At 62.0% G+C, this 12,922-nt stretch carries 11 protein-coding genes; 5 read left to right on the top strand and 6 right to left on the bottom strand.

Translation table 11 applies throughout. The features are described from left to right. Positions 1-67 precede the first annotated feature (67 nt). Complete coding sequence (gene cysK, locus IEV53_RS10295; RefSeq protein ID WP_188426702.1) at positions 68-1,069, bottom strand: cysteine synthase A; 1,002 nt, start codon at positions 1,067-1,069, stop codon at positions 68-70. 111 nt (positions 1,070-1,180) lie between these two features. On the opposite strand from cysK, the gene IEV53_RS10290 reads away from it, so the two are divergent. Beyond that, complete coding sequence (locus tag IEV53_RS10290; RefSeq protein ID WP_188426701.1) at positions 1,181-1,630, top strand: RrF2 family transcriptional regulator; 450 nt, start codon at positions 1,181-1,183, stop codon at positions 1,628-1,630. Between the two features lie 58 nt (positions 1,631-1,688). On the opposite strand, the gene IEV53_RS10285 is transcribed toward IEV53_RS10290, so the two are convergent. Then, a complete protein-coding gene (locus IEV53_RS10285) occupies positions 1,689-2,222 on the bottom strand; it encodes a hypothetical protein (protein ID WP_188426834.1) in 534 nt (177 codons plus the stop codon). Between the two features lie 339 nt (positions 2,223-2,561). Here IEV53_RS10285 and IEV53_RS10280 point away from each other — a divergent pair, with 339 nt between their 5' ends. From IEV53_RS10280 to IEV53_RS10265, 4 genes are all read left to right on the top strand, one after another. Further along, the gene (locus tag IEV53_RS10280; RefSeq protein ID WP_229719819.1) at positions 2,562-3,119 is read left to right on the top strand and encodes a hypothetical protein; all 558 of its coding nucleotides are present in this window, start codon (positions 2,562-2,564) and stop codon (positions 3,117-3,119) included. 64 nt (positions 3,120-3,183) lie between these two features. Then, on the top strand, positions 3,184-5,202 hold the full coding sequence (parE, locus tag IEV53_RS10275) for a DNA topoisomerase IV subunit B (protein ID WP_188426700.1): 2,019 nt from the start codon (positions 3,184-3,186) through the stop codon (positions 5,200-5,202). Continuing rightward, positions 5,202-6,107, top strand: coding sequence for an EamA family transporter (locus IEV53_RS10270; RefSeq protein WP_188426699.1), 906 nt, complete (start codon positions 5,202-5,204; stop codon positions 6,105-6,107). The genes parE and IEV53_RS10270 overlap by 1 nt, the downstream gene beginning before the upstream one ends. 108 nt (positions 6,108-6,215) lie before the next feature. After that, positions 6,216-6,893: a YfdX family protein gene (locus IEV53_RS10265; RefSeq protein WP_188426698.1), complete on the top strand. Its 678-nt coding sequence runs from the start codon at positions 6,216-6,218 to the stop codon at positions 6,891-6,893. 118 nt (positions 6,894-7,011) lie between these two features. On the opposite strand, the gene mutL is transcribed toward IEV53_RS10265, so the two are convergent. The 4 genes from mutL to ileS are packed head-to-tail and all read right to left on the bottom strand — an operon-like array spanning position 7,012 to position 12,912. Beyond that, on the bottom strand, positions 7,012-8,856 hold the full coding sequence (gene mutL, locus IEV53_RS10260; RefSeq protein WP_188426697.1) for a DNA mismatch repair endonuclease MutL: 1,845 nt from the start codon (positions 8,854-8,856) through the stop codon (positions 7,012-7,014). A 9-nt stretch (positions 8,857-8,865) separates the two neighbouring features. Next, positions 8,866-9,402, bottom strand: a complete 537-nt coding sequence (locus IEV53_RS10255) for a DUF3035 domain-containing protein (protein ID WP_188426696.1) — start codon at positions 9,400-9,402, stop codon at positions 8,866-8,868. Between the two features lie 43 nt (positions 9,403-9,445). After that, positions 9,446-10,027, bottom strand: a complete 582-nt coding sequence (gene lspA / locus IEV53_RS10250; protein WP_188426695.1) for a signal peptidase II — start codon at positions 10,025-10,027, stop codon at positions 9,446-9,448. Further along, positions 10,024-12,912: an isoleucine--tRNA ligase gene (gene ileS / locus IEV53_RS10245; protein ID WP_188426694.1), complete on the bottom strand. Its 2,889-nt coding sequence runs from the start codon at positions 12,910-12,912 to the stop codon at positions 10,024-10,026. The genes lspA and ileS overlap by 4 nt, the downstream gene beginning before the upstream one ends. Positions 12,913-12,922: the final 10 nt, after the last annotated feature.

The raw sequence follows: 12,922 nt of genomic DNA, 5'->3' as shown, positions 1-12,922 counted from the left end.
AGGGTCTATCTGCCCTGTCGGGCGGTCGCAGAGACCGCCCCTTGCCTGCCAGAAGGCAAAAACGCTCTCAGACAAGTCCGTTGAAAAGTGACGTCGAAAGATAGCGCTCGGCAAATGACGGCACGATAGAGACGATGGTCTTGCCTGCATTCTCGTCGCGCTGTGCAAGCGCGAGGGCTGCGTGAAGCGACGCGCCAGACGAAATCCCGATCGGAATCCCCTCTATACGCGCGCAGCGACGCGAAGCCGCCATGGCATCACGTTCTGACACGGCCAGAACGCCATCAAGCAGGGACGAGTCGAGGGTATTGGGGCAGAAGCCTGGCCCGATGCCCTGAATGCCATGCGGCCCCGGGTCATCGCCGTTAAGCACAGCACTTTCCGCAGGCTCGACGCCCCAGAACTGCATCGACGGCTTGCGTGGCTTGAGCGTACGCGCGATTCCGGTGAGCGTCCCCCCTGTCCCGACACCAGCCACAACCAGATCGACCGCGCCATCAGTATCCACCCACAATTCTTCTGCGGTTGTCAGGGCGTGGATCTCGGGATTGGCAGGGTTGTCGAACTGGCTGGGCATCCAGGCATCGGGAAGCGAGGCGACGAGTTCTTCCGCCCGCATGATTGCGCCGGCCATACCACGCGCTGCTGGCGTGAGTTCAAGCTGGGCATCCATCAGGCGCAGCATCTTGCGGCGCTCGATCGAGGCGCTTTCGGGCATGGTCACGATCAGACGATAGCCAAGCGCCGCTGAGGCGAAGGCCAAAGAGATACCTGTATTTCCCGAAGTGGGCTCGACCAGCACGGTACGCCCCGGGGCAATTTCCCCACGATCCTCGGCCTGCTGAATGAGCGCAAGGCCGATGCGGTCCTTTACCGAGCCGAGCGGATTGAAGAATTCGAGCTTGAGCAGCAGACGCGCCTTGAGCTTGTCAGCCTCGGCCAGCCGCGGCACGGCGACGAGAGGCGTCCCTCCGATGGTTTCGAGAATCGAATCGAAAACCCGCCCGCGTGGGGCCGCATATCGCGTTGCCAGCCCACTCTTTGCCAGCTTCTCCTGTCGGGTCGTCATGGCTTTCTCCTTCGTGCAATGAGCAACGCGGCAAGTCCCGCGATGCCGGTCTGTGATTTGTCAGCAATAACTGCTATATTGCGCATAATTTGTCATTGAGGAAAAAACTGCATGTATCTCCGCAGGGACAGGGCGATGATCGCCGTGATCATCATGGTCGATGTAGCCTTTCATGCCGGGCGCTCGAGCCTTGTCAGCGGGGGCGATATCGCCGAGCGTGCGGGACTGGCCCGTCGCGGTATCGAGCCCCTGCTTCAGGCGCTGTCGCGCTCGGGATTGCTGGAAAGCGTGCGCGGTCCTCGGGGCGGCTACCGTTTGGGGCGCCCGCAGCGCGATATCGGGCTCGATGAGATCGTGCGCGTTGTCGTGTCTGAGGATGCAGGGGCGGAAGAAGCGGCGCAGGGCACGCTTTATCGCAATGTAATCGAGCCCTGCTGGCAGGTGCTGGATGAGACGGTGCGCAGTGAGATGGCGGCACTGACACTCGAGGAAATGGTACGCCGCGCCGAGGCAGCCGGGCTGCGTCGCCCTGTGCACGAACCGATCTCGTTTTCGATCTGACGGAACGATCTCAAAGAGACATCTCTGCCCCCTGAGGGGCAGAGACGTATTCTGCTGCTTACTTCTTGGTGGTCTTGCGACGGGTCGCCGTGTGCTTGACGACAGGCTTCTTGGCGGCAGGCGCCACGATTGCCGGAGGCGGAGCCGTGATCGTCACGCCCGTTGCATCGACAACGGCATTGACGGTCAGCTTGTTGCGGGCCTCGGTGCCGCCGGGGATCAGGATGGCCGTGAAGCTGTCCTTGCCGGAATAGGCCGTGCTGGGCGTGTAGGTGATGTAGGTGTGGTCATCAAAATTATACATGAACGCCTTGCCGTGCTCGGGAGCAGGCGAGACACCGAATGAGCGATAATTGGTGTTGCCCGGCTTCTGCACCGACAGGGCACAGAGCCCGTCATCGCTGCGCACGGTCATCTCCACACTCATGCTGCCATCGGCGGCGGTCTTGACCGGCGTCGTCTTGCAGACGGCAGAGACCTTTTGATAGCCAAAAGGATTGGGGGGTACGACGCGCTGCACGACAGGCGTCTGCGCACAGGCCGCCAGAGTCAGGGCCGAAACGAGAGTAATTGCTGAACCACGCAGTCGCACCATCAACTCCACCTGTCACTTGTCATCGCCAGTCGATACCGCCTTTTTCTCTGCAGCAGGCACGACGCCAGATGTCTCCGGGCATGATCAACGCCTGTGGAGACAATTTCGTCAATGGCCCTAGCGCAAGCCGCGCCCCGCCGAAAGGGGGGAGCAGCGGCTGAAACAAAAGAAAAGAACAGTCAGGTTTTTTTTTCGAAAATTGGCGTTCTTCCTTGCCTCGGGGCATTTTCTCGCCGCAATTGCTGCGACATAATCAGGGCGCATTCTCAGTCCTGCCTGCGCCCCGTCGGCGCGACGCCCGAAATATCCCGTTCCCTGCCCTTGTGGAGTTCCTTGATGTCGCTTTCAGCCCGGCAACGCCTCCTGCGCCCCTTCGCGCGCCTGACCGCGTGTACGCTGCTCGCCAGCACCTTTTTCGTTTCCGGCGTTGCTCATGCAGCCGGGTGCAGCGAGTCTCCGGCGCATGAAGCCTTCAATGTGCAGGGGCTCAAGAGCGAACTGATGGTGACGGCGCTCTCCTGCAGCGCCCAGGACCGCTACAACTCGTTCGTTGCCAAATTCCGCCCGAAGCTGGCTGCTGAAGAAGAGCGTCTGAACACCTATTTCAAGTCTGCCTATGGCCGTAACGCCATGAAGGCTCATGACGATTACATCACCCAGCTGGCCAATGTTCAGTCAGAAGGCGGCCTGAAGGCCGGCACGATCTTCTGCCAGCAGCGCGTTGCGATGTTCGACGAGGTCGATGCCCTCGATGATGGCGCCGATCTGGCCCATTATGCCGATGCCAAGGACGTGGTTCAGCCCGCCTCTTTCGAGACCTGCTCGGCCCCCGAAGCCGTGACGCACAGCCGCACGACGAGCAAGAGCCGGACCCATCGCAAGACACGCGCCTAAAAACTGACCCTTACCCTGCACGGGGCGCTTGACGGCGCCCCGGCGAGGCCGTCAAGAACGCAATATGAACGACGACCTCTTCCAGAGTGATGAAAAGCCCGCGCGTCGCCCCCGCAAGTCGACGCAGGCTCCTGTGCCGGAAAATTACGGCGCCGATCAGATCGAAGTCCTTGAAGGACTCGAACCGGTCAGACGCCGCCCGGGCATGTATATCGGCGGCACCGATGATACCGCCTATCACCACCTGGCTTCCGAAATTCTCGACAACGCCATGGATGAGGCTGTCGCGGGTCATGCGAGCGTCATCGATCTGGCGCTCGAGGGGCCGCACCTGCTGATGGTGCGGGATAACGGGCGTGGTATTCCCGTTGATGCCCACCCCAAATTCAAGGACCGCTCGGCGCTTGAGGTGATCTTCACCACACTGCATGCAGGCGGCAAGTTTTCGGGCAAGGCCTATGACACGTCGGGCGGGTTGCACGGCGTGGGCTCGTCAGTGGTCAATGCGCTGTCAGACAGACTGGAAGTCGAGGTCGCGCGCGAAAAGCTGCTCTGGCGTCAGGACTATGCCCGCGGCAAGCCCCTGACCCCGCTCCAGCAGATCGGCAATGCCCCCAACCGTCGTGGTACGACTATCCGCTTTTCGCCGGACCCGGAAATCTTCGGAACGCTGAGCTTCTCACCCCAGCGCCTCTATCGCCTGTGCTGCTCGAAGGCTGCGCTGTTTCGTGGCGTCACCATCCGCTGGAGCGTCGACCCGTCTCTGATCAGGATTGGAGACGAGATCCCGACCGAAGCGACGATCCATTTTCCCAATGGTCTCGCTGATAGTCTGAATGCCGAACTCGGCGCCGCACCCGCCCTGCTGGCCCCGATCTGGGCAGGCGAGGCCGAGCTGCCTCAGGCTGCCGACGGCCGCACGGGCGGCAAACTCGAATGGGCCGTGGCTTTTCTGGAGCAGGGCACGTCGAGCATGACGTCGTACTGCAATACGATTCCAACGCCCCAGGGCGGCACGCATGAAGCCGGTTTCCGCACGGCTCTGGTCAAGGGCTTCCGTGCCTGGGGGGAAAGCCGCAACACCAAGCGCGCGGCAGCGGTCACGGCGGATGATATTCTTGGCGCGCTCTCAGCCAAGCTCTCGGTCTTTATCCGCGACCCGCATTTTCAGGGCCAGACCAAGGAAAAACTGACCACGCAGGAAGCCAGCCGCCTTGTCGAGGGCGCCCTGCGTGACCGGCTGGACCACTGGCTGGGTGGCAATCCGGCGCAGGCTGATAATCTTCTGGCCTTCATCATCGAGCGTGCCGAAGAACGTTTGCGCCGCAAGGAGAGCAAGGACACGCCGCGCAAGAGCGCCACGCGCCGCCTGCGCCTGCCGGGTAAACTGACTGACTGCACGCGGGAAAATGCGGCCGATACCGAGCTTTTCCTGGTCGAAGGCGATTCGGCAGGTGGCTCTGCGCGTCAGGCACGCGATCGCGAAACCCAGGCCGTTCTTCCCCTGCGCGGCAAGATTCTCAACGTGGCGTCGGCAACGGCAGACAAGCTCAAGGCCAATCAGGAACTACGCGATCTCGTCGAGGCTCTGGGCTGCGGCTCGGGGGCGAGCTTCGATCTGACGCGTCTGCGTTATGGGCGCGTCATCATCATGACCGATGCTGACGTGGATGGCGCGCATATCGCCTCCCTGCTGATGACCTTCTTCTATCGCGAAATGCCCGAACTGGTGCGCAAGGGGCATCTCTATCTGGCACAGCCGCCGCTCTACCGCCTGACCCATGGGGCAAAGACGGTTTACGCCATGGATGACGACGACCGCGTGCGTCGCCTCAAGCGTGACTTCAAGCAGGGCGCAAAGGTCGAGATTTCACGATTCAAGGGCCTTGGTGAAATGCCGGTCAAGGATCTGAAACAGACAACCATGGACCCGGCCAAACGCACGCTGCTGCGTGTCGTCACCCCCCCGGAAGACCGCGCGCTCACCAGCGATCGCGTCGAAAGCCTGATGGGGCGCAAGCCTGAGCTGCGCTTTCGGTTCATTCAGGATCATGCCCGCTCGGCCGAGCTTCTCGACGTCTGATGGCTGCTCTCGACCATCCGACTTCGACACGACTCGACAAACTTGGCGGTCTGGCGCTTCTGATCGGGGGAATTTCCTCCTTCCAGGTTGGCGCCGCGCTGGCCAAGAGCCTCTTTCCGCTCTTCGGTGCGGAGGGGATGGTCGGACTGCGTGTCTGCCTCGCCGCCGTCATTCTTCTGACCGTCATCCGGCCCGGCCCCTCGGTGCTGAGACCCGGCATCTGGCGCCTGCTGTTGCCCTACGGGGCCTCGATGGCGGTCATGAATTTCGCCTTCTATATCGCGCTGGTTCGCCTGCCACTGGGACTGGTGGTCGCGTTCGAGTTTATGGGACCGCTGTCTCTGGCGCTCATAGGCTCGCGCCGTCTCCTCGATCTGGTCTGGGCCGGTATGGTGCTTTCGGGGCTGTATCTTCTGCTCCGCCCCGATCACATCTCGGGCCATCTCGACCCTATCGGGGTCATCGCCGCCCTGATCAGCGCTGTTGGCTGGGTGATCTATATCCTGACCGGCACACGTATCGGCCGTATCATGCCCGCTGCACAGGCAACCACACTTGGCATGACGACAGCAGGTATCCTGCTGCTACCTTGGCTGATTCCGACCCTGATGCCGGCTGTGACCCATCCCCATCAGGGTTTTCAGGCCGTCGGTGTGGCCATTCTTTCTTCAGCCGTCCCGTATATTCTGGACATGATGGCCATGCGCAAGCTTGGCCCGCGCGATCTGGGCATTCTGCTCAGTCTGGAACCGGTTCTCGGTTCGATTTCGGGGCTGTTTCTACTGGGCGAGTCGCTTTCGGTGGCACGCTGGATGGGTGTACTCTGCATTGCAGGGGCCTCGGCGGGCAACGTGCTGACCAGCCGCAAGCCGCCGCCGGATGGCGAGACCGTTCCCCCCACCTGATCGGCGGTTCATGAGGGCGTGTTAACGCCCTTGTCATGCAACATCGGCAGGTCGTGACCGTTCTGCTCCCAACAGTCTCGCCAGGAGACGAATCAAGGGAGCAAGTCGATGCGTCGCCTCTTTATTGCCGGTACCGCCCTTTTCACTTTCGCTGCGGTTCCGGCCCTTGCCGCATCGCCGCAGCGCATGGCTGACAAGGATTTTGCCCGTCTGTCCAAGGACGGCCAAAAGGCCTTCGCCGATATCGTTCAGGCACAGCAGGCCCTGGGCAACAACCAGAACGGTCAGGCCCAGTCGCTGATCAATGATGCCCAGATCCGACTTACGAAAGCCGCCAAGGACAACCGTGCCTTCCTGAAGGCGCAGGACGCCATGCAGCCGGCACCGAGCCATGCCGCCCCCAAACGCGCCGTGATCACCGGCGTGGAGGTCCACTGGCTGCCGATTGGCGGCGAATATGCTGTCACCGAGGCCCTAGCCCCCGAAAAGCAGACGGCGCTGGCCCAGGCCAATACGCATCTGAAGACTGGCGACACGAAACTGGTGAATCAGGATCTGCAGGTCGTGGGCACCGACGTACAATATGTCGTGGCCCTTGCACCGCTTGAAATGGTGTCGGGTGACATCAACCGCGCGTCGGTATTCATGGATGGTGGCGATGCGAAGATGGCCACGGAAGCGCTACAGAACGCCCTCGACAGCGTGCTGTTCGTTTCCGACAGCGTGGTTGTTACTGCCCAGCCAGCGACTGCGCCGGCCCATAAGACTTCGCACAAAAAGTCGTAAAATCTTTAGCTTTCTGAAATTCAACCCTGAGCGGGTCATCACGCTCGCTCAGAAATCAGCCGAAAGCCCTGTGATGCTAATCAAAAGGGGCTGCGTCGCGGAAAAGCCAATAAAGTCCCTACCGGATGCGACCGAACAGTTTTTCGAGTTCGTCACGCCCCAGACGCAGCCAGGTCGGGCGGCCGTGCGAGCAGGTACCCGCCCGTGGTGTCTGCTCCATCTGGCGTAGCAGGGCGGCCATTTCCTCCTGCTGCAGGCGTCTGCCAGCCCGGATGCTGCCATGACAGGCCATGCGGGCAATGACAGCGTCAATGCGCCTTTCGAGTGCGGCGCTATCCCCCGGCACAAGATCAGGGTCGGCAGCGAGTTCTTCAGAGAGGTCGCGCAGAAGCGCGACGCCATCGCCGCCTTGCAGCAGAATGGGCATGGTGCGTAGCAGCACGCTGCCTCCGCCGAACGACTCGATTTCGAGGCCGAGCGATTCGAGAGCTGTCTTCCACTCCAGCAGACGCCCCGCCTGTCCGGGGGGCAGATCGACCACCTCAGGCAGAAGCAGACGCTGCGCCTTGAGCGTGCCGGAGGCATACTGGGCGAGCAGCTTCTCATGGGTCAGGCGCTCATGGGCCGCATGCTGATCGACAAGGATGAGATCGCCGTCCTGACCGACGGCCAGAATATATGTATCGAAAACCTGTGCCACCGGGGCACCGAGCGGGAAAGCCGCCTGTTGCTCGACATCAGGCTGGATGACAGGCCGGGCCGCTGGCGTAAAGGCTCCAAGACCTTCGGAGAAACCTGTGACCGCAGCGGGAATCGTCTGCGGGGCAGTTGTTCCGATGCCCGCAAGAGTCGCATGGGAAGAGAGAAAACCGGCGCTCTGGCGCACCGGTTCGGGGGCCGGATACTGGATGTTCTGCCGCGAAGGGGCTGCAAAACGCACACGTACCCCGCCCTCACCCGCACCGTGACCAAGCGCCCGCTGCATGGCGCCGATCATCAGCCCTCTGACATCGGCTTCATCGGCGAAGCGCAGTTCGGTCTTGGCGGGATGGACGTTCACATCCACCCGGTCATGCGGCAGGGTCAGATGCAAGGCTAGAACCGGATGGCGTCCCGGCTCGATGACCGGACGGTATGCCACACGTATGGCCGTCTTCATCAGGGGGTCAGCGACAGGCCGGTTATTGACGACAAGAAACTGCGCCGCTGCTGTGGCACGCGTAGCAGCGGGTCCGCAGATATAGCCTGTCAGATGCAGGCCATTGCGCTCCTCGTCGAGCGGGATAAGGGAGTCGCTTTCGCCCAGAACGGCCTGAACGCGTTCGAGCTGAGTTTGGGAAGGAAAGTCGAAAACCAGACGCTCATCGAGTGAAAAGCGCATGGCGCAATGCGGCGCCGAAAGCGCCAGACGCCGCATGACCGATTCGGCATGACTGCCCTCGACGCGCGCTGATTTCAGGAATTTGCGCCGCGCGGGCGTGGCAAAGAAAAGATCCTCAACGACCACACGTGTGCCCGGCGCGCCGGGGGCGGGCGCTGGCGGGGTTAGAACCCCACCTTCCAGACGCAGCATCCAGGCTGTGTCGGAATCGTGCTGTCTCGAAATCATGCCAAGCCGTGCGGTCGCCCCGATGGAGGGCAGCGCCTCGCCACGAAAGCCGAGCGTGACGATATGGGTCAGGCTCTCATCGCTCAGCTTGGAGGTGCAATGGCGCTCGACAGCCATGGCCAGATCGTCAGGCGACATGCCGCAGCCATTATCGATCACCTCGATACGGTCGCATCCACCATTGATCAGGGAGACCTCGAGCCGGGTCGCTCCGGCATCGAGCGCGTTCTCAGCCAGTTCCTTGAGGGCTGCGGCGGGTCTCTCGACAACCTCGCCAGCAGCGATCAGATCGATGACATGATTGGACAGACGCCGCAGCGTCGGCCGTAATGGAATGCGCTCAGCAGAATTCATGGGTCGGCATCAGAAGACGCCGAGAAATGAGCTCTTCGACTTCTTGGTGGGGGTGGCACCGGTTGACGGGCTCTGGCCAAGAGCCGAGGCGCGCTGGATACGGCGGTTTTCAGCCTCGCTATCCACCACACTGCCCGAGTTGCCGCCGCGCCAGAACATCAGCTCGTCGGTCAGACCGGCGCCGGCAGCGCCCAGTTCGGCATTGTTCGGCGCTCTGGAGGCCTGCTCGACCTGGCCGACAAGAGCCTGCTGGCCCGCGCTGTTGCTACCCGTGGTCGAGTGCAGCGCAGCATTCGGCGACAGGGTCTCGAGCGCCTGGGTGCGGGGATTTTCATCCGCCGTATGCTCACCCTGCCCGGGCAGGCTCAGCTGCTCCGATGGCGGCATCGAAAGCGGTGCCCGCGTGGTGACCGTATATTCGTCAGGCATCGACCGCTCGAGGCCAAAAGCCCGCGAGACATCGGAACCGGAGCAGGCCGGAAGGAGCGCGGTCAGGCCGAGAACCGGCAGGACGCGGAGGACGGACGGGAAGGAGAGCTGAGCCATATCGGTCCCAATCCTAATGGAGCGTTTCGGCATCGACAAGAGATCAATGATCACGCGGGGCGGTTGCGGAGCCGGAAGAATGCAACGAATTCTTGCCTGCGTCATTACCTGCCCCGGCATTGCGTCTGTCTGACCAGATCGACTCGATCACCCAGGCGATCACACCGCAGACAATCGCCGAATCAGCCACGTTGAAGACATACCAGCTCCAGCCGAAGGCATGGGCATGAATGAAATCAACCACGGCGCCAAAGCGCATGCGATCGATCACATTGCCAACGGCGCCCCCCGCGATGGCCGCGGAGGCAATGGCAACCACCATGCGCGAAGTGGTGAGGGTCTGCCAGAGCAGCGCCAGCACGGCCAGAAGCGCCACCGTGCAGAAGATCAATGGCCCATAAGCGCCGACCCCGCCCAGCATGCCGAAGGTCACGGCGTGGTTCCACACCATGGTGAAATCCAGCCCCGGCATGATGACCACACTGCCTTTAAGCGGCAGGTTGAAGACATCCAGAATCCACCATTTGCTCGCCTGATCGGCGCAGAGCACGATCACGAAAGCGATGATTCCGGCGATCAGGGTCGCCGGGCGCCCAAAGGAAAAGGTGAGCTTCGCGCGTGTCACATCGACACCACGTCACTGCACCTCAGGCACAGGCCCGAATGCTCGGCATGGCTGCCGACTTCAGGCAGCACGCGCCAGCAACGCAGGCATTTCGTCCCCTCGGCTTCCGTCACGCTCGGGCCGGGATGCGCCGCAACCACACCCTCGCGCTCGGGGTCAGACCCGTCATTGATATAGAGCGATGGCACATTGGTCAGAAGCTGCACATCGGCCTGTGAGACGATGGCAAGTTCGGCCCAGTCCACATCGCCGAAAGCAATCTGCTCCTGCTCGGTCAGCGGCAGGGTAAGGCGGGCTTCGAGCGACGAGCCGATGGCGCCGCCACGACGGGCGCCTTCCAGTTCGGTCGTGATGACGCGGCGCAGGGCACGGATCTGCGTCCAGCGCTCACCCAGAGCGGAATCGTGCCACATCGGGTCAGGCTCGAGGAAGTTCTGCAGGTGTACCGAACTTTCTTCACCGAAACGGGCCGTCCAGGCTTCCTCAGCCGAGAAGACCAGAACCGGTGCCAGCCAGGTGGCGAGCGCACGGTGCAGGATGTCGAGCACAGTGCGGGCCGCACGGCGACGCAGGGACGACGGGGCATCGCAATACAGCGCATCCTTGCGGACGTCGAAATAGAACGCCGACAGATCGGTGGTGCAGAAACCGTGCAGCATCGGATAGACGCCAACCCATTGATGGGTCTGGACAGCCTGTTTCAGCAGCCCGCCGAGATCGGTCAGGCGATGGAGAATATAACGCTCCAGCTCCGGCAGCTGCTCGTAAGGCACGGCCTCTTCAGGCGTGTAGCCGTCGAGCGCGCCCAGCAGCCAGCGCAGCGTATTGCGCAAACGACGATAAAGCTCGCCCTGCTGCTTCAGGATCTCGTTGCCGATACGCAGATCTTCATTGCTGTCGGAATTGACGACCCACAGACGCAGGATATCTGCGCCCAGCTTGTCGGTGACTTCCTTGGGCGCAATGACATTACCCAGCGATTTCGACATCTTGCGGCCCTGCTCGTCGAGCACAAAGCCGTTGGTGACGATGGCCTTCATCGGCGCGACACCACGCGTGCCGACGCTTTCGAGCAGCGAGGACTGGAACCAGCCGCGATGCTGGTCCGACCCTTCGAGATAGAGATCGGCCGGGAAGTTCAGACCATCCTGACCCAGCACGAAGCTATGGGTCGAACCGCTTTCGAACCACACATCGACGATGTCGAAAACCTGCTCGTATTGTGCCGGGTCGCGTCCCTCGCCGAGGAACACAGCCGGATCGGCGCTGTACCAGATATCGGCGCCATGCTCGGCCATTGCATCGACAACACGCTGCATGACAGCCGGATCGCGCAGCACTTCGCCGGTGCTTTTTTCGACAAAGACGGCAATCGGCACGCCCCAGGCGCGCTGACGGCTGATGCACCAGTCGGGACGCTGTTCGATCATGGAGGTCAGGCGGTTGCGTGCGGCTTCGGGCACGAAGGTGACATCGGCCAGCGCATCGAGCGCCTTGCGTCGCAGGGCCTGATCGCCATCCATGCGGATGAACCATTGCGGGGTCGCCCGGAAGATGATCGGCTTACGCGAGCGCCATGAATGCGGATAGGAGTGCACGATGCTCGACCGTGCCACGAGGCCTGCAGCGGCATCGCCATTGGCGGCCCATCGCTGTGCGGCTTCGGTCAGGGCACTGCAGACAGGATCAGCCGCCTTGAAGACATGGATACCGGCAAAATGCGGCACCCAGGGGGCATAGGTGCCATCATCCTGCACCAGCTCGGGCACTTCGATGCCGTACTGTCGCGTCAGGAGAAAGTCGTCCTGACCATGCGCCGGCGCCATATGCACAAGGCCCGTACCGGCATCTGTGGTCACGAAATCGCCCGGCAGCATGGGCACGTCGAACTCATAGCCACAGCCACGCAGGGGATGGGCGCAGAGCGTCCCCTCAAGCGCCTCACCCGGCAGGGTGTAGAGAACATGATGCTCCTGAATGCCTGCCTGCTTGCAGAAATCGGCCAGACGCTCTTCAGCGATCAGGAAGCGCGAACCCGGCGCAACAAGGCTGTTCTCTTCCATCAGATCGGCGCGGATCACGGCATAGGCGATCTCGGGGCCATAGGCGATGGCGCGATTGGCCGGGATGGTCCAGGGCGTGGTCGTCCAGATGACCGCTGAAGCCCCCTGCAATGCCTGACCCGGGGTCGGATCGGCCTCGATCGGGAACGCCACATGGATCGTGGTCGAGGTGATGTCGTGATATTCGATCTCGGCCTCGGCGAGGGCCGTCTTTTCGACCGGGCTCCACATGACAGGGCGCAGGCCGCGATAGAGGCTGCCATTGAGCAGGAACTTGCCGATCTCGCCTACGATGGCTGATTCAGAGCTGAAATCCATGGTGGCATAGCGGTTTTTCCACTCGCCCTGCACACCCAGACGCCTGAATTCCTCGGACTGGATTTCGAGCCAGCGGCGCGCATAGTCGCGACATTCGGCGCGGAACTGCAGGACCGGCACGTCATCCTTGTTCTTGCCCGCCTTGCGGTATTCCTCTTCGACGCGCCATTCGATCGGCAGGCCGTGGCAATCCCAACCCGGAACGTAGCGCACCCGTGCGCCATTCATGCGCTGAGCGCGGTTGACCACGTCCTTGTTGATCTTGTTCAGGGCGTGACCGATGTGGAGATGGCCATTCGCATAAGGCGGGCCATCATGCAGGGTGAAGACGGGCTTTCCCTTGCCTGCCTCGATAATGCTCTGATCGAGCCCCATCGACTCCCAACGCGCCAGAATTTCAGGCTCACGCGTCGGCAGATTGCCACGCATGGGAAAGCTGGTGCGAGGAAGAAAGACCGTGTCGCGATAACGGTCCTGAGGATCGGGGCTTTTTGAATCAGGCATCTTCGATCAT

This window comes from Asaia siamensis (assembly GCF_014635085.1).
In the GTDB taxonomy this organism is placed as follows: Bacteria; Pseudomonadota; Alphaproteobacteria; order Acetobacterales; family Acetobacteraceae; genus Asaia; species Asaia siamensis.
Note: the sequence above shows the minus strand (reverse complement) of the source record. Positions and strands in the feature narration are given on the sequence as shown.

Excerpts from the sequence above, each read along its gene's own strand:
- IEV53_RS10265 (WP_188426698.1), top strand. The coding sequence starts at position 6,216 with ATGCGTCGCCTCTTTATTGCCGGTACCGCCCTTTTCACTTTCGCTGCG.
- ileS (WP_188426694.1), bottom strand. The coding sequence starts at position 12,912 with ATGCCTGATTCAAAAAGCCCCGATCCTCAGGACCGTTATCGCGACACG.
- parE (WP_188426700.1), top strand. The coding sequence starts at position 3,184 with ATGAACGACGACCTCTTCCAGAGTGATGAAAAGCCCGCGCGTCGCCCC.
- cysK (WP_188426702.1), bottom strand. The coding sequence starts at position 1,069 with ATGACGACCCGACAGGAGAAGCTGGCAAAGAGTGGGCTGGCAACGCGA.
- IEV53_RS10280 (WP_229719819.1), top strand. The coding sequence starts at position 2,562 with ATGTCGCTTTCAGCCCGGCAACGCCTCCTGCGCCCCTTCGCGCGCCTG.
- IEV53_RS10255 (WP_188426696.1), bottom strand. The coding sequence starts at position 9,402 with ATGGCTCAGCTCTCCTTCCCGTCCGTCCTCCGCGTCCTGCCGGTTCTC.
- IEV53_RS10270 (WP_188426699.1), top strand. The coding sequence starts at position 5,202 with ATGGCTGCTCTCGACCATCCGACTTCGACACGACTCGACAAACTTGGC.
- IEV53_RS10290 (WP_188426701.1), top strand. The coding sequence starts at position 1,181 with ATGTATCTCCGCAGGGACAGGGCGATGATCGCCGTGATCATCATGGTC.
- mutL (WP_188426697.1), bottom strand. The coding sequence starts at position 8,856 with ATGAATTCTGCTGAGCGCATTCCATTACGGCCGACGCTGCGGCGTCTG.